This is a genomic window from Streptomyces sp. NBC_01622 (assembly GCF_045209635.1).
Classification (GTDB): Bacteria; Actinomycetota; Actinomycetes; order Streptomycetales; family Streptomycetaceae; genus Streptomyces.
The window spans coordinates 11,230,141-11,244,803 of the sequence record NZ_CP109293.1 but is presented as its reverse complement, the minus strand read 5'-3'; the positions used below and the strand labels follow the sequence as shown (position 1 = coordinate 11,244,803).

The 14,663-nt window shown below is 70.2% G+C and carries 15 protein-coding genes and 2 pseudogenes; 10 read left to right on the top strand and 7 right to left on the bottom strand.

Translation table 11 applies throughout. The annotated features are described in order from the left end of the window. The first annotated feature begins 53 nt into the window (after positions 1-53). The 3 genes and pseudogenes from OH768_RS51925 (at position 54) to OH768_RS51915 (ending at position 1,916) form a co-directional block, all read left to right on the top strand. Positions 54-713, top strand: coding sequence for an NADPH-dependent F420 reductase (locus tag OH768_RS51925; RefSeq protein WP_406465790.1), 660 nt, complete (start codon positions 54-56; stop codon positions 711-713). 493 nt (positions 714-1,206) lie between these two features. Then, a pseudogene (locus OH768_RS51920) lies at positions 1,207-1,473 on the top strand (CoA transferase); the annotation flags it as partial. A gap of 95 nt (positions 1,474-1,568) precedes the next feature. After that, complete coding sequence (locus OH768_RS51915; RefSeq protein WP_406465788.1) at positions 1,569-1,916, top strand: CoA transferase; 348 nt, start codon at positions 1,569-1,571, stop codon at positions 1,914-1,916. Between the two features lie 136 nt (positions 1,917-2,052). On the opposite strand, the gene OH768_RS51910 is transcribed toward OH768_RS51915, so the two are convergent. Continuing rightward, positions 2,053-2,631: a cysteine dioxygenase gene (locus OH768_RS51910; RefSeq protein ID WP_406464515.1), complete on the bottom strand. Its 579-nt coding sequence runs from the start codon at positions 2,629-2,631 to the stop codon at positions 2,053-2,055. A gap of 29 nt (positions 2,632-2,660) precedes the next feature. Here OH768_RS51910 and OH768_RS51905 point away from each other — a divergent pair, with 29 nt between their 5' ends. Both OH768_RS51905 and OH768_RS51900 read left to right on the top strand, forming a co-directional pair. Continuing rightward, positions 2,661-2,873: a hypothetical protein gene (locus tag OH768_RS51905; RefSeq protein ID WP_406464514.1), complete on the top strand. Its 213-nt coding sequence runs from the start codon at positions 2,661-2,663 to the stop codon at positions 2,871-2,873. A gap of 98 nt (positions 2,874-2,971) precedes the next feature. Further along, positions 2,972-3,988, top strand: a complete 1,017-nt coding sequence (locus OH768_RS51900) for a LacI family DNA-binding transcriptional regulator (protein WP_406464512.1) — start codon at positions 2,972-2,974, stop codon at positions 3,986-3,988. A 20-nt stretch (positions 3,989-4,008) separates the two neighbouring features. Here OH768_RS51900 and OH768_RS51895 read toward each other — a convergent pair whose 3' ends face one another. After that, on the bottom strand, positions 4,009-4,446 hold the full coding sequence (locus OH768_RS51895) for a hypothetical protein (protein ID WP_406464510.1): 438 nt from the start codon (positions 4,444-4,446) through the stop codon (positions 4,009-4,011). A gap of 874 nt (positions 4,447-5,320) precedes the next feature. Between OH768_RS51895 and OH768_RS51890 the strand changes: the two genes are divergently transcribed. Next, positions 5,321-5,614, top strand: a complete 294-nt coding sequence (locus tag OH768_RS51890; protein WP_406465786.1) for a hypothetical protein — start codon at positions 5,321-5,323, stop codon at positions 5,612-5,614. Positions 5,615-5,659: 45 nt separating this feature from the next. Here the strand turns inward: OH768_RS51890 and OH768_RS51885 are convergent, their stop codons facing one another. Further along, a complete protein-coding gene (locus OH768_RS51885) occupies positions 5,660-6,979 on the bottom strand; it encodes a DEAD/DEAH box helicase (RefSeq protein WP_406464509.1) in 1,320 nt (439 codons plus the stop codon). Positions 6,980-7,258: 279 nt separating this feature from the next. Here OH768_RS51885 and OH768_RS51880 point away from each other — a divergent pair, with 279 nt between their 5' ends. Continuing rightward, positions 7,259-7,753, top strand: coding sequence for a peptidylprolyl isomerase (locus OH768_RS51880; protein ID WP_019074196.1), 495 nt, complete (start codon positions 7,259-7,261; stop codon positions 7,751-7,753). 155 nt (positions 7,754-7,908) lie between these two features. Here OH768_RS51880 and OH768_RS51875 read toward each other — a convergent pair whose 3' ends face one another. Beyond that, on the bottom strand, positions 7,909-9,231 hold the full coding sequence (locus tag OH768_RS51875; RefSeq protein ID WP_406464508.1) for an amidohydrolase family protein: 1,323 nt from the start codon (positions 9,229-9,231) through the stop codon (positions 7,909-7,911). A gap of 84 nt (positions 9,232-9,315) precedes the next feature. Continuing rightward, on the bottom strand, positions 9,316-10,500 hold the full coding sequence (locus OH768_RS51870) for a trans-sulfuration enzyme family protein (RefSeq protein WP_406464506.1): 1,185 nt from the start codon (positions 10,498-10,500) through the stop codon (positions 9,316-9,318). A 152-nt stretch (positions 10,501-10,652) separates the two neighbouring features. Here OH768_RS51870 and OH768_RS51865 point away from each other — a divergent pair, with 152 nt between their 5' ends. After that, positions 10,653-11,096 (top strand): Lrp/AsnC family transcriptional regulator, encoded by a 444-nt coding sequence (locus OH768_RS51865; RefSeq protein ID WP_406464504.1) that lies wholly within the window; start codon positions 10,653-10,655, stop codon positions 11,094-11,096. Positions 11,097-11,105: 9 nt separating this feature from the next. Here OH768_RS51865 and OH768_RS51860 read toward each other — a convergent pair whose 3' ends face one another. After that, positions 11,106-11,954, bottom strand: coding sequence for a PhzF family phenazine biosynthesis protein (locus tag OH768_RS51860; RefSeq protein ID WP_406464502.1), 849 nt, complete (start codon positions 11,952-11,954; stop codon positions 11,106-11,108). 278 nt (positions 11,955-12,232) lie between these two features. Between OH768_RS51860 and OH768_RS51855 the strand changes: the two genes are divergently transcribed. Both OH768_RS51855 and OH768_RS51850 read left to right on the top strand, forming a co-directional pair. Then, entirely contained in the window at positions 12,233-13,207 is a 975-nt protein-coding gene (locus tag OH768_RS51855; protein ID WP_406464500.1) for an AsnC family transcriptional regulator, read from the top strand. Positions 13,208-13,354: 147 nt separating this feature from the next. Then, positions 13,355-13,729, top strand: a pseudogene (locus OH768_RS51850) (NB-ARC domain-containing protein); the annotation flags it as partial. A gap of 178 nt (positions 13,730-13,907) precedes the next feature. On the opposite strand, the gene OH768_RS51845 reads toward OH768_RS51850, so the two are convergent. Beyond that, on the bottom strand, positions 13,908-14,543 hold the full coding sequence (locus OH768_RS51845) for a hypothetical protein (RefSeq protein WP_406464498.1): 636 nt from the start codon (positions 14,541-14,543) through the stop codon (positions 13,908-13,910). Positions 14,544-14,663 lie beyond the last annotated feature (120 nt).

Here is a 14,663-nt window from a genome sequence, read left to right as displayed (position 1 = left end):
CCCGGCACCCGGCAAGTTCGGCTCTCCTGAAGGACGTTGAGAAAATGACGACTGTGGGATTCATCGGAAGCGGAAGCATCGGCAGGACCATCGCGCGACTCACCGTCGGGGCCGGGCACCAGGTGGTGCTCAGCAACTCGCGCGGTCCCGAAACGCTCGTGGACACGGCCGAGGAACTGGGGCCGCGGGCGTCCGCGGCGACGAGCGAAGAGGCCGCGGCGGCCGGTGACATTGTCGTGGTCACGGTGCCGGTCAGCGCCTTCCCTCACGTGCCCGCCGCGCCACTGGCCGGGAAGACGGTCATCGACACCTGCAACTACGGCCCCGAGCGTGACGGGCACATCCCCGAGCTCGACAGCAAATCCCTCACCTCGAGCGAGCTGCTCCTGCGATACGTCCCCGACGCCCTGCTCGTAAAGGCGTTCAACAACATCTTCTTCAGGCATCTGCTGTCACTCGCCCGCCCGGTAGGGGCGGCCGACCGCTCCTACCTGCCGATCGCCGGAGACTCCGCATCGGCGAAGGCGGCGGTGACCGAATTCATCAACTCCATCGGCTACAGCGTGGTAGACGCGGGAACGCTGGCCGACAGCTGGCGGCAGGCGACGGGCACACCGGTGTGGGGAACACCGTACGGGCCGTACTCGAACGAGAAGGGCCAGCCGGTAGGCGAGGACGCCATCCACGCGGCACTGGCCACAGCAACGCGGTAACCGTCGATTATCGCAGACCGGGATGGAGACCGGGCGTGCCATGCCCCCGCCCGGGGGATACCGGGCGGGGGCCTGTTTCGCACGCAAAGGCGTCGAATCCAGCGAAGGATTTGCCCCTGCGTCTCGTCGCGGGGCGTCAGGTTCGACGTCGCTGAGCCAGGTCGCGGACTGCTCCCCGGGCGTCCAACTGCCCGCGCAGATTCGTGTGGACCTCCTTAGCTGGTGGTTTGGCCCCGCACGCTGCCGTAGTGCTGAACAGCCTCAGCGCTCTGCCGGACAGCTCAGACGAGACGATCGGGGTGGCAGCAGTCGATCGGCGGGGCCCCGTCACGGATGACGCCATGCTCGCCGCCGGATGCTCCGCGACCACGATGAGACGGCACTGGAAGCTTCTGATCACGGATAGCTGTTTTACTCCTGGCCGTGGCTTCAGGAGTTCGAGGCCGTCCCCGGCCGGGGGCTCATGCCAACGTGCCAGTGAGTCAGCCCTTCCATCCACAGGTCGAGCCGTACTCGATCGGCGACCCCCAATGCCAGCGTCCACGCGCTGAACGGTCTGCTGCTGGCCCTGGAGCACCGGCGCCGCACCGGCGAGGGAGCGCTGGTCGAGGCGGCCATGGTCGACGCGGCCCTCAACGTGGCCGCCGAACAGGTCATCGAGTACTCGGCCCACGGCGCGCTGCTGGAGCGGGACGGAAACCGGGGTCCGGGTGCGGCTCCGCAGAACCTCTATCTCACCGCGGACACCGATGAGTTCGGCCGGCCGGACTCCTGGGTGGCCATCGCCGTGGCCACCGACGAACAGTGGGAGGCGCTGCGTGACCCTCGACCGCCCCGACTGGGCGAGGAACCCGGATCTGTCCGCCGTCGGAGGCCGCCGCGCGCGACGCGGACGAGATCGTCGACCGGCTCTGGGCAGCCGGTGTCCCGGTGGCAAAGGTGCTGCAGCCGCACCGGCAGGCCGAGTTGGAGCAGTTGCGGTTCCGCGGCTTCTTCGAGGAGATCGACCACCCCATGGCAGGCCGGGCCCGCTACAGCACTTGGCCGGTACGGCTCTCCTGTGGCCCCGAGTACCGCCATGTGCGCCCGGCGCCGCCGCTTGGCGAGCACAACCACGAGCTGCTGACCGAACTCGGGCTGACGGCGCGGGAGATCACCGCGCTGGAGACCGAAGGCGTCATCGGGCGGGCACCGGTCAGGTAGGCAACGGGCAGAAGGACACAGAAGGACAAGGAACATGACACCCGGATCGAGCCGACTAGGGCGGCCGGGCGGACCGTGTTCGTCGTCGCCCTGTTCGCCCTGCGGGAGTTGTCGCCGGCGCACTGCATCAGTCGGGTCAGGCCATGTCGTCCAGTGGACGCAACTCGTCGGCGTAGGAGACCGCGGTGCGGCGGAGGATCCCGTTGCGAGCGACCGTGTACTGGCCCATCCGCCACAGCGGCGGTGAGTAGGTGTGGATCGACACGCTGCCGGCATCACGTCCGGTGAGCCGGTGGATGTGGTCCGGGCCGAAACAGAAGACCTGACCGGCCGGCACCTCGGTCGCCAGACTCGGCACGCCGACGGCCAGATTGTGTTCGACGAGCGCTCCCTCGGCCACCGCCACGGCACCGGACGAAACATCGTGATCGTGCCAGCCGGTGTCGTTCCGCGGTGTCCAGCACAGCACCCAGACATCGACATGGGTGTCCCGGTACAGCGAGACGTAGTGCCGCTTGTCGTCGTCGAAGGCCACGTGCTCACGCCAGCTGCCGGGGTCCGCGGCTATCGACGAGGCCAGCTCCAGCAGTTCCCGCTTGTCCAGGTCGCGGCCCGGGAGCGCGTCGAGAGTGACGGCCGCCCGCACCTGGCGCCACGGCTCGGCATCGCGGGCGGCTGCGGTGTCGAAATCGTGGGACGGCAGCGGTGCGGTCATGGTTGTACTCCTTCGAGCAGGTGGCATGGATGGGTGACGCGTACGGCGCGCCCGGCGGTCGTACGACGAAGGATCGTTCACGGGGCGAGGCACAGCGTCCCTCCGGCGAGCCGGAACGGTCGTGTGCCGAGCCTCAACTGCTCGACGAGGCCTTCCGGACACGGGTGTTGGCGAATGTCGGTCGCACCGTGCTCGCTCATGCCGTCTCTTTGGTTAAGCGCTTCAGTGATGCGTTCCAGTGAAGCGCTTAAGTTGAGCCGGTGTCAATGTGCGCCGAGGGTCGCTCCGCTCCGGACGGCAGGAGCGGCTCGCCAGTTCATCGAGTCGTTACACTGACGAGGTGCCAAAACAGCCGCGGCGGATCACCCTGCGCGACATCGCGGAGGAGACCGGGCTCTCCGCCGCCGCGGTGTCGTACGCGCTCCGCGGACTTCAAGTACCGCCCGAGACCCAACGACGTGTCCGCGAGGTGGCCGATCGGCTCGGTTACCAGGCGGATCCGATCGCCCGTGCCCTGGCCTCCGGTCGCACGGGGTACGTCGGGGTGCTGTGCGGGTCGCTCGCCGATGTCTGGCAGCAGGACCTCGCCGCTGCCCTGGGCCGCAGGTTTCTCGGCGTCGGCCGGCATGCTCTGATCGCCGACGCCTCGAACGACCCCGAACTCGAGGCCACGCTCGCCTCCCAACTGGCCGGCCAGCGGGTGGACGCGCTCGTCGTCCTGCCCGTAGACCCGGCCGCCGCGCACTGGAAGGAGGTCGCCCGACGGACGGTGCTGACGTCCATCGGCGACGGACTGCCAGGGGCGGCCACCGCTGCGGAGGTCGTTTTCGACAACGAGGCCGGGGTCACCGACGCCTTCCACCGACTCGTCGACTGCGGTCACCGGCGGATCGCCGTCATGACTCCGAGCCGGCCCACCACCCCCGACCGCCCCGCCGAGGTGATCGCCCATCGGGTCGCACGGAGTCTCGGGCTGGACGTCACGCTCCACCCCTCACCGCACGACCTGGACGGCGCCACCGCCGTGGCGCGGACCGTACTGGGCTCGGCGAATCGGCCGACCGCGTTTCTGTGCCTGGCCGATTCGATGGCCTACGGCGTGTACGCCGGCGCCCGGGAGCTGGGACTCGAAGTACCCGATGACGTCTCGGTCATGGGCTTCGACGACCACCCGCTGTCACGGTTGTTGACACCGCCGCTGTCCAGCTACCGGTGGCCGGCGGACCTGCTGGTGGACCTGGTGGTCAAGCGCACGGTCAAGGCGATCGACGAGAACAAACTCAGCCGCCGCAAAGTCCTGCCTCCGGCGGCGAAGCCTCGCGGTTCGGTGGCGCCGCCGAGGACCGCAGGCCGGTAGGACTACGGCCCGCCGAGGATTCAGGTCCGGGGAGTGCCGACGGCGTTCAGTCCCCCGCCGGTGACAAGGCGCGCCCGCGCGGTGATGCGCGGGTTGCGGGGAGCGGGTACGGCGAGGGTGCGGGACTGCCTCGTGGCCGTGACGTCTCCGCTCACCGACAGGCTTGTGACGGCGCGGCTGCCGACGGCCAGCGCGTACCAGTGGCCGTTCGGGGACCGCCAGCCGCTCGCGGCCACGACGTGCTGACCGAACCGGCTGCAGGCCGCGGTCGCGCGGGCGACCGTCCCGGCCGGTGCGGCGGGCGCGTATCCGCCGGTGCGGAAGGAGACGGTCACGTCGCCGGGTCCGCGCCAGGTGTCAGCGCGGGTGCAGGTCCACACGGCGTGGCCTCCTCCGTCGGGCAGATCCTGTTCGTCGAAGTCCCAGTTGTTGACGACGCGTACGCCGGAGTCGCGCAACGGCTGCAGGGCGCAGGCCTGGTGGGCCCAGGCCAGCAGGGCCTGGGGGCCGGTGGCCCGCGGGGCCGGCGGGCGGGCGGTGTGCCGTGGCCGGGCAACGGGGTGTAGGTGAGGTGGACCGGAGACAGGTCGCCGAGAGGGGCGAGCAGGAACGCGTGGTGTTCGGCGATGCGTGGCGAGGAACGCAGTTGCAGGACCGGCCGGCTGTCGCAGTGCGCTCTCGCGGGCACGGTCGGGACCGGGTCCGTGACGCCGTCCTTCGAGATGTGCAGCGCGCGGGCCAGGACATCGGGGCGCAGCAGGTCGCGGGTCTGCGCCTCGGCCACCCAGGGGGCCAGCAGGTAGCGGGCGGTGCCGCCCGCCCGAACGCGGGAACAGCCGCAGCCCCAGGACCAGGGGCAGCCGGGGCCGTAGCGCGCCCGGGTGGGCGAGCCGTGCGGGCCACATCCGCGGGCGCCGCCCAAAAGCAAGCGCGGCGCGCAGTACCTCGGCCAGGAGACGGCGCTCTACGGAGTCTTCGGCGCGGGTCTCCCCGCGCGGCGAAGGGACGGCGGGCGTGGAACGTGCCGTGGCCACGCGGCGCAGCGCCCGCTGGACGAGGGCGTGCGCCACGAGTACCCGGCGGTGCCGGCCGAGCGAAGCCGGGAAGACGAGGTGCGCCAGACGGACCGGATCGCCGTACTGCTCGGCAAGGACGGACTGCGGACTCCTGCCTACCGGGCGCGAAGAGTGAACCTCAGCCGTGCCGCGCCTCCGTACGCTCTTCGCCCCGTCCCTGTTGCGCAGGACGATGGCCAGGCCACCACCGGTGAACGAAGCACGCGGACACCGATGGCCGGTCGTACACGACACGAGCGAGGAGCGGACATTGGCTGTGGTGATGTTCATGCGCTGGACGGGTGTCACCCCCGAGCAGTACGACACCGTTCGGGACACCGTGGGCTGGGAGGAGACGGCCCCCGCGGGTTCACAGGTGCACGTGGCCTGGTTCGACGACGAAGCGCTCAATGTGACCGACGTCTGGGACTCCGAAGAGGCCTTCCAGACCTTCTTCGCCGAACGGCTGGCTCCCGCCGTCGAGAAGGCCGGCATCAGCGGTCAGCCCGAAAGCGAGTTCCAGCCACTCCATCGCCGCTTCGTCCCACCCGGAGTCGTCGGCGGCGCATGAACCCGGTGCCGGGCCTCACGGGCTCGGCACCCCTCGTCCGTTGGGTCAGCGGCCCTTGCGTACCCGGGCCGCCGCGCGGGCTTCCGCGGTCTTGCGGGACTCGGCGGCCTTGCGGGACTCCTTGGCCGGTCGGCCCGGACGGGTTCCCATGCCGCGGAAGGGGGCGTTGCCACTGGGCTTCGTCCCCGCCGGAGGGCGTTTGGCCCCGGTGATGGCCGTCAGTTTCTCCTCGCCGGAGCGCACCTGTGTGACGGTCGGCCGGATGCCGGCCTCGGACATCATGCGGTTCACATCACGCCGCTGGCCGGGCGTGACCAGGGTGACCACCTTCCCGGACTCTCCTGCGCGCGCCGTACGACCGCCCCGGTGCAGGTAGTCCTTGGCGTCGGCCGGCGGGTCGACGTTCACGACGAGGTCGAGCGCGTCGATGTGAATGCCGCGAGCGGCGACGTTGGTGGCCACCAGCACGGTGACCTCGCCGTTCTTGAACTGGGCGAGTGTGTGCGTGCGTTGCGGCTGCGACTTTCCGCTGTGCAGGGCCGCAGCCCGTACCCCGCCGGCCCGCAGGTGCCGGGTGAACTGGTCCACCCCGGCCTTGGTGTCCAGGAACATCAGCACCCGGCCGTCCCGCGCGGCGATCTCGGTCGCCGTGGCGTACTTGTCCGCGCCGTGAATGTTCAGCACGTGGTGTTCCATCGTTGCGACCGAGCCCGCCGCCTCGTCGACCGATGCGAGAACGGGGTCGTGGAGGTAGTCCTGGACCAGCCGGTCGACGTCGCGGTCGAGTGTGGCCGAGAACAGGAGCCGCTGCCCGTCGGAGGGGATCTGGTCCAGGAGGTCCGAGACCTGCGGCAGGAACCCCAGGTCGCACATCTGGTCCGCCTCGTCCAGCACCGTGATCCGTACGTGGTTCAGGTGGCAGTCGCGGCGCGACACCAGGTCGGTCAGCCGTCCCGGCGTCGCGATGAGCACCTCGACTCCGGTCCGCAGTAGCGCCGTCTGCCGGTTGATCGACAGGCCGCCGACCACCGTCGCCAGCCGCACACCCATTGTCCGCGCGTACGGGGCGAGCGCGTCGTCCACCTGCTGTGCGAGTTCCCGGGTCGGCACCAGGACCAGCGCGAGCGGCCTCTTCGGCTCCGCCCGCCGGCCCGCGGTCCGTACGAGCAGCGGGAGTCCGAAGGCGAGTGTCTTGCCGGAGCCGGTCCGTGCCCGGCCCAGCACATCGTGGCCGGCGAGCGCGTCGGGCAGCGTCGCCGCCTGGATCGGGAAGGGTTCGGTCACCCCGAGGTCCGTCATCGTCCCGACCAGCTCGGGCGGCAGTCCGAGCGTGGCGAAGGAAGCAGTCGGCGGCTTCGCGTTCATGGGGAACCTTCCTCGGTCTGATGCCCGCAATGCGCCGGGGCCCGCACCTCTTGGTACGGGCCCCGGCGATCTCGAAGCGTTCTCCCACTTTATCAGCGGACACCCACGGCACCCGCCGCTCCGCTGGGCCCGCGCAGTACACGCTGTCGGTACCGACCGTGAGGACTTCGGGTCTGTGGATAGAGTTCTGCTATCAGGACTATTTGAGGTAACGGTCCGGCGTTCGGCACACTGCTGCGCCGGACAGTGTGCAACACACTGAAAGTGACAGAATTTACTATGAGCAACGTCTACTTCGACATCACCATCGACGGCGCCCCCGCAGGCCGCATCGTCTTCAACCTCTTCGACGATGTCGTCCCGAAGACCGCCCGGAACTTCCGCGAGCTGGCCACGGGGCAGAACGGCTTCGGCTACGCGGGTTCCGGCTTCCACCGCGTCATCCCGCAGTTCATGCTGCAGGGCGGTGACTTCACCAACCACAACGGCACCGGTGGCAAGAGCATCTACGGCGAGAAGTTCGCGGACGAGAACTTCGACCTGAAGCACGACCGCCCCTACCTGCTGTCGATGGCGAACGCCGGCCGCAACACCAACGGCTCGCAGTTCTTCATCACCACCGTCGTCACCTCGTGGCTCGACGGCAAGCACGTCGTCTTCGGCGAGGCCGTCGAGGGCCAGGAGATCATCGACAAGATCGAGTCCCTGGGCTCGCAGTCGGGCGCCACCAAGGCGAAGATCGAGATCGCCGCTTCCGGCGTCGTCGAGGGCTGAGCCGGACTCGGTACCCACGCGACCGGGCCCCGGGGATGATGTCCGTCCCCGGGGCCCGGACTGGTTGCCGCGCGGAGAGGGCAGCCCGGCCGTGGCTGTCCGACACGGGCGTCGGGCCTCTGGCGCCGTCGTACGACGTGCACCCCCGAGTGCTCCTACTTCGCCTCCGGGCGCGGGCGCCAGCTGCCGTCGAGCGGAATACCGGCGGCCTCGGCGATGCGGTTGCGTGAGCCGAGGAGGCGGGAACGCAGGGGCGGCAGGTCGACTCCCACGAGCGCCCCGTCGCGCTTCACCACGCGGCCGGCGACGAGGACCGTGTCGACGAGGCCGGGGTGGCCGGCGCTGACGATCGTGCCGGCCGGGTCGGTGACCGGGAAGACGGTCAGGTCGTCGGTGCGGAGCAGGATGATGTCGGCGTCCTTGCCGGGCGTGATGCTGCCGACCCGGGCTTCGAGCCCGCAGGACCGGGCGGCGTCGACCGTGGTGAACTCCAGCAGATCGCGCGAGCGCAGGCCGCCGTCCAGGCCGCGCTGCACGGCGAAGGCTGTGCGGAGGGTGGAGAACATGTCGCCGCCGACCGACGGGACGTCGTCGACGGACAGCGTCGGACGCAGTCCCGCGGCCAGCACCCGGCCGGTCATCGGCCAGCCGAAGCCCATCTTCAGTTCGACGTCCGGGCTGATCGACACCGAGCTGCCCGCGTCGGCGAGCATACGCAGTTCTTCGTCACCGAGTCCGTTGGCGTGCACGAAGGTGGTGGTGTCCCGCAGCAGGCCGTGCTCGTGCAGATCGGCGACCGGGCGGCGCGTACCGTCGCCGCCGCTCGCACCGTTGCCGTCGACGTGCAGGCTGGTGCGCAGGCCGAGTTCGGCCGCGAGCTTCAGTTCGCGGGCGACGGTGTCCATGCTGGTGTCGTCGGCTCCGCGCAGCCCCAGCGCCATGGTGACCAGGCCGTCCCCGGCAAGGTCGGCGTGGACGCGGCGGATGTCGGCGTCGACGGAGTCGGCGGTGCCCCAGCCGGCGCCGAGGCAGAAGATCGACCGGCCCGGGGCGTCCCGCAGCGCGGCGACGGCGGCGTCCTCGTGCGCGTAGCTCAGGGCGACGTGGTACCAGTCCAGCATCGTGGTCACCCCGGAGTGCAGGGCCTCCAGGCGGCCGAGCAGGGTGCCGGCGTAGACGTCCTCAGGCTGGTAGTGGGGTTTGACCGTGCCGTGCATGGCCACTGCCCACTCGGGGAACGTCCAGTCCGCGCCGATGCCTCGGAACGCGGTCTGCCAGGAGTGGCGGTGGTTGTCGACGAAGCCGGGCATGACGATCCGGTCGGTCGCGTCGATCACCTCGGCGTCGGGCGCGTCGATGCGCTCGGCGACCCGGACGATCACGCCGTCCTCGATCAGTACGTCACCGTGTTCGAGGTCGCCGACGGCCGGGTCCATGCTGACCACGATGCCGCCGGTGAGCAGGGTCCTGGTCTTCATCGGGGGTTCTCCTTCACGGACGCTTTCGGATGGTTCAGGTTCGGATTGCTCAGGCTGGTCGGGACCAGGTCTGCGCGCGGTCGCTCAGCCGGTGGAGGCCTCGGCGAGCACCGCGTCGGCCGCTCCGAGCGCGTCGGCGACCAGGTCGGCCGTGTCCTCCGTGCCGGCGGCGAGCCGGACCAGGCCGAGCGGGACCGATTCCGCTATCTGTTCCTCGCTGAGCATCCCGCGCCACATGGACGCCGGATGGACGGCCAGCGACTCGACGCCGCCGAGGCTGGCCGACCGGCGGGGGTAGCGCAGGTGGCCGAGGAAGGCGTCGGCCATCTCGAAACCGCCGGTGAACTCGATGCCGAGCACCCCGCCGAATCCGCTCATCTGGTCCACGGCCAGCTTGTGCTGCGGGTGGGTCGGCAGACCGGGATAGTGCACCTTCGCCACCGCCGGATGCGCGGCCAGGGCCTCCGCGAGTGCCAGGCCGTTGGCGTTGTGCCGGGGCACCCGGAGCGGCAGGGTGCGGATGCCGCGCAGCAGGAGCCAGGCGTCGATCGGGCCGAGCGTGGCACCGGTGAGCAGGCCGACGTCCCAAACGCGGTCCAGGACCTCCGCCGAGCCGGCGAGCACTCCGGCGGAGACGTCCGAGTGACCGTTGAGGTACTTGGTCGCGCTGTGCCAGACCAGGTCGATGCCGTAGTCCGTCGGCCGCTGGTTGAGCGGGGTGGCGAAGGTGTTGTCGGCGACGGTCGGCACGTCGTGCGCGCGGGCCAGGTCCGCTACGGCGCGCAGGTCGGTGATCTGCAGCAGCGGGTTGCTCGGGGTCTCCACCAGGATCAGGCGGGTCTGCGGGGTCAGTGCCCGCGCGAACGCCTCGGGGTCGGTCTGGTCCACCAGAGTGGTCGACACGCCGAGGCGCGGCAGCAGATTCAGCAGCACCGACGCAGTGCCGCCGTAGGTGGACTTCTGCCCGATGACGTGGTCGCCGGCGGACACCAGGGCCAGGACGGCCGTGGTGAGCGCGGCCATCCCGGACGCGGTGACCATGGCCGCCTCGGTGTGCTCCAGTTCGGCGACGACGGCCGCGACCTGTGCGTGGTTCGGGTTGCCGAAGCGGGTGTAGAAGTCCTTGCCCCGTGGGGCGACGGCGCCCTGTGCGAACGTCTCCGCGTCCTCGGCCGAGAACGCCGCCGTCTGGTAGATGGGCGGTGCCACGGCGCGGCTGGGGTGGACCTCGCGATCGGCGTGAACGGTGATGGTGCTGCTGCCCGGCATGGCTGCCCTCCGTGGACCGTTGGTGTGACTCCATGAAGCGTGGCCGACCGGAGCTCCGATGTATCCGGATCTCGGCAACTTTGGCAGCTAATTGCGCCCAACGTGGGCGCAGGATTGTGCTAGGCAATCAGCCAGAGCAATAATCTGCCTCCATGGATGAGGTGGACCGGTCGATTCTGGCCGTACTCGAACAGCACGGCCGGATCAGCAACAACGAACTCGCCGCCCGGGTGGGACTGTCGCCCTCCCCCTGTCTCCGGCGCGTGCGTCAGCTGGAGGAGGCCGGGGTGATTCGCGGCTACCGGGCGCTGATCGATCCCGCCGCGGTCGGGCGCGGTCTGCGGGTGTTCGCGGGTGTACGGCTGATGCGGCACACCCGCGCCGACGTGGTCGCGTTCGAGGGTGCCGTGACCCGGCTGCCCGAGGTGGTCCACGCCCACCACATCACCGGCAACTTCGACTATCTGCTCCAGGTCGAGGTGGCCGACCTGCCGGCATACGAGGACTTCCACGCCAACCAGCTGGCCAGCCTGCCCGGCGTGGCCACGGTGACCAGCTACGTCAGCATGAAGACGCTCTCGCCCGACCGCGCGTGAGGATCGAGGTCACAGGGTGATGGTGCCGCGGATGCGGATGGTGGCGGCTCCGCTGACCCAGACGGTGCCGTCCTGGTCGGCGGTGATCTCGATGCTCGCGGCCCGTCCCAGGCGGGTGCCCTGGGAGACACGGTACGAGGACGGCGCGGCACCGGTGGAGGTGAGCCACTGGCCGACGGCGGCGTTCATGCTGCCGCAGGCCGGGTCCTCGGGCACGTCCACGGCGGGGGCGAAGGTGCGCATCTCGAAGCGGTAAGGATGTCCCTCGGGGTGGGCACCGATCGCGCCGACCATCGCGCTCGGGATGAGGGAGAGGTCGGGTTCGAGGGCGAGGACCTCCTCGGCAGTGGGGAGTTGGAGCACGGCCCAGCCCGGACCGTTGTCCACCCACTGGTGGGCCACGACCCGGTCCCGCGCGATGCCGAACGCGGCAGTGATCCGGTGCAGGTACTCGTCGTCGAGCGCGCCCTCCCGCACTCGGGGCGGGGCGCCGAAGGCCAGGGTGTCCTCGCCGCGGCGCACGGTGACCAGGCCCGCGGCGCACTCCTGCACGATGCGGTCGGCGTCGCGCGGCGTGCCACCGCCGTCCAGCCAGGCGCGCGCGGAGCCGAGGGTGGGGTGACCGGCGAACGGCAGCTCGCCCCGGGGCGTGAAGATCCGCAACCGGTAGTCCGCCTCCGGGGCGGTGGGAGGCAGTACGAACGTGGTCTCGGACAGGTTCGTCCAGCGCGCCAGGCGCTGCATCTCCTCGTCGGACAGGTCCGTCCCGTCCAGGACGACCGCGACCGGGTTGCCGGAATAGGGGCTCGTGCAGAACACGTCGACCTGCACGAACGAGCGGGTACGCGGAATGGTCATCGAAAGCCTTTCGAGCGGCTGCGGCGGTTTCTGCGCCTCCAGCCCGTCGGCGGACGGCGGGAAGCAAGGCCATCCCAGCGGGCGGGTGCGCGGCGAGGACAGGGCCAGCCGCAACAAAGTGGATTGATTCGCACCCGGTGCGGCCCGTGCGACCCGGCTTGCGTGGTGCCCCTGACTCTCGTCTCGGTTGCTCCGAGGTGTTTCCAACCGGGAGTATCGATCTGGGCCAGAAGGAGAGGTTGGGGCGACGAGTGAAAGACAACAGATCCAGCAATTCGGTGAAAGCAAGCCAACCACTGAATGACACCGACAGCCGGATCGCCGCCGCGCTGCTCGCCTCCCCGCGAGCGTCATGGCGCACGGTCGGACGGGTCCTGGGCATCTCGGAGCGCACGGTCGTGCGTCGCGTGGCGCCGCTGTTTCACGACAGGACGCTGCGCGCCACCGCGGTACGCAATCCCCTGTGGTTTCCCGATCTGATTCCGCTGGCCCTGCGCATCAAGTGCCGGCCCAACCAGATCAGTGCCATCGCCGCCACCCTGGCCCGCCGTACGGACACCGTCTGGGTGGACGTCCTCGGCGGCGGCGACGAGATCTGCACCATTCTGTTCCTGGACGGGCCGGACGCGCGCAACTCGCTGCTGCTGCGCGACCTTCCGGCCACCCCCGCGGTCCAGTCGTGGACCTCGCATCTCCTCCTGCGGGTCTTCCCGGCGGCCTTCGACTGGAGCGGGGGCCTGCTGGCCGAGGCCGAGCTGACCAGCCTGCGGACGGAGCACTCCACCCCGGCCGTCCGCCCAGGTCTCCAGCCGCTCGACCACACGCTGGTCGCGTCCCTGATCGAGGACGGACGGGCCTCCTACGCCGATCTCGCCCGTCGCGCCGACACCACCCCGCTCACCGCCCGGCGCCGGCTGGAGGCGCTGGTCGGCAACCAGGTGCTCAGGCTCGCGACCGAGGTCGACCTGGCCCGACTGGGCATCCGTACCGAGGCACTGCTGTGGATCACCGTCGCACCCGGCGGTCTGGAGGAGACGGGCCACCGGCTCAGCCGCCACCCACAGGTCCGCTTCGCCTCCGCCACCACCGGCGCGGCCAACCTCCTCGTGGCGGTCGCCGCCACCGATCTCGACGCGCTCTACCACTTCGTGAGCGAGACCATCGGCGCCCTCCCCCACATCACCACCCTGGAGGTCACCCCCCTCCTGAGCGGGGTCAAGCGGACCGGCCTGGTCCGCCCTGGGAGCCTCTGAACCGACGGCGTCACGACGGACCGGCCGCAAGGAGTGGAGCGACCGAACAGTTAGCGAGCCCGATCACCTTTGACCGTTTCCCGCGAGAGGGTTTGGCGCCGTGCCCGGGCCGTGCAGGATGGGACCGTGGTAGGCAACCTCCCCGTCGTGACGACCAGCTTCGTCGGCCGCGCAAGCGAACTCGACGCAGTCAGAACGGCGCTGACGCAGCATCGGTCGGTCACTCTCACCGGTGGCTGAGGTGTGGGCAAGAGCCGCCTGGCACTGCGCGTCGCGGAACAGGTTCGGGACCGGTGCGCCGACGGGGTCTGGTGGGTCGACCTGTCGAACCTCTACGACGACCGGCTCTTCACCGCCACGGTCTGCGACGCCGTAGATCTCCTGGACCACAATCCGCGCGCTCCCGTCGAGGCGCTGTGCGAGTGGCTGGCCGGCCGGCATGTCCTGCTCGTCTTCGACTGCTGCGAGCGCGTACTGCCCGCCTGCCTCCTCCTGGTGAGCGAACTCCTCGCCTCCGATCCCGCTCGCCGTCGAACTGACCTGCGCGCGGCTGCGGGAGAACAGCCTCGGTGAGATCGCCGAGCGCCTCGCCTCACGGGACTACGCCTACGACAGAGCCTTCCACAACGCCCTCAACGACGACGCCGAACAGGGCCTCGCCCTCGTGATGCAGGGCCCACTTCCGTCCTGACCGCCGACCTCACTCAGGTGCTTCGACTGTGAACGTCAACTGGTCGACAGTCGAACTGTCGTCGAGCCGCCGGCGTTCGACGCCGGTGATGGTGCCGTTCAACGTGCGGTGGGCTTCGTCGTCCTCGAAGAAGAAGATCGCGGGACCTGGCGCGATCGGATCGTCGTGGCGGACGGTGGAGGTCTTCCGCGAGGTGGCGACGGCCTCGTAGTCGTGCTTGTCGAACCGCACGACGCGACGCGCGTCCGCGTCGGGGAAGAAGTAGGTGTCCGGCAGCAGCTCCCTGATCGGGCGCAGCGCCGGCCCGTCGTCGGTCGGTACGGCGACCTGGACGTCGGGGTGGAGGTCGAGAAGCGCTTGGCGGCAACGACCGCACGGCGGGATGAGGCCACGGCCCCGATCCCCCGCGGCGGCGATGGTGACGAGCGGGCCCGCTCCCGCGGTTGCGGCGACACCGAGTGCGACCAGCTCGGCGCACGGCCCGCCGGTGAAGTGGTAGACGTTGACCGCCTCGTGGATCCTCCCGGCCGTGTCCATCGCCGCCGCGGCCACGGTGTGGTTCGGGTCGCTCCCGAGAGTGGCGGCGAGTCGTTCCGCCGCCTCGACGACGCGGCGACCGGAGTCGGAGAGCTTCATGGCAACCATGGCGCCGACCCTAGATCAGCCCTGAGGGGGTCCACCCTGCGAATCGCTCTCCACACCCTTTCGTATAACGTTATCGCGAGCGATGCCCCCGCCGTTTCCCCGCGCGGCACACGGCCTGGG

Coding starts and splice junctions, on each gene's coding strand:
- OH768_RS51865 (WP_406464504.1), top strand. CDS start 10,653: ATGGATGAGGTGGACCGGTCGATTCTGGCCGTACTCGAACAGCACGGC.
- OH768_RS51885 (WP_406464509.1), bottom strand. CDS start 6,979: ATGAACGCGAAGCCGCCGACTGCTTCCTTCGCCACGCTCGGACTGCCG.
- OH768_RS51860 (WP_406464502.1), bottom strand. CDS start 11,954: ATGACCATTCCGCGTACCCGCTCGTTCGTGCAGGTCGACGTGTTCTGC.
- OH768_RS51870 (WP_406464506.1), bottom strand. CDS start 10,500: ATGCCGGGCAGCAGCACCATCACCGTTCACGCCGATCGCGAGGTCCAC.
- OH768_RS51880 (WP_019074196.1), top strand. CDS start 7,259: ATGAGCAACGTCTACTTCGACATCACCATCGACGGCGCCCCCGCAGGC.
- OH768_RS51875 (WP_406464508.1), bottom strand. CDS start 9,231: ATGAAGACCAGGACCCTGCTCACCGGCGGCATCGTGGTCAGCATGGAC.
- OH768_RS51910 (WP_406464515.1), bottom strand. CDS start 2,631: ATGACCGCACCGCTGCCGTCCCACGATTTCGACACCGCAGCCGCCCGC.
- OH768_RS51845 (WP_406464498.1), bottom strand. CDS start 14,543: ATGGTTGCCATGAAGCTCTCCGACTCCGGTCGCCGCGTCGTCGAGGCG.
- OH768_RS51905 (WP_406464514.1), top strand. CDS start 2,661: ATGGGTGACGCGTACGGCGCGCCCGGCGGTCGTACGACGAAGGATCGT.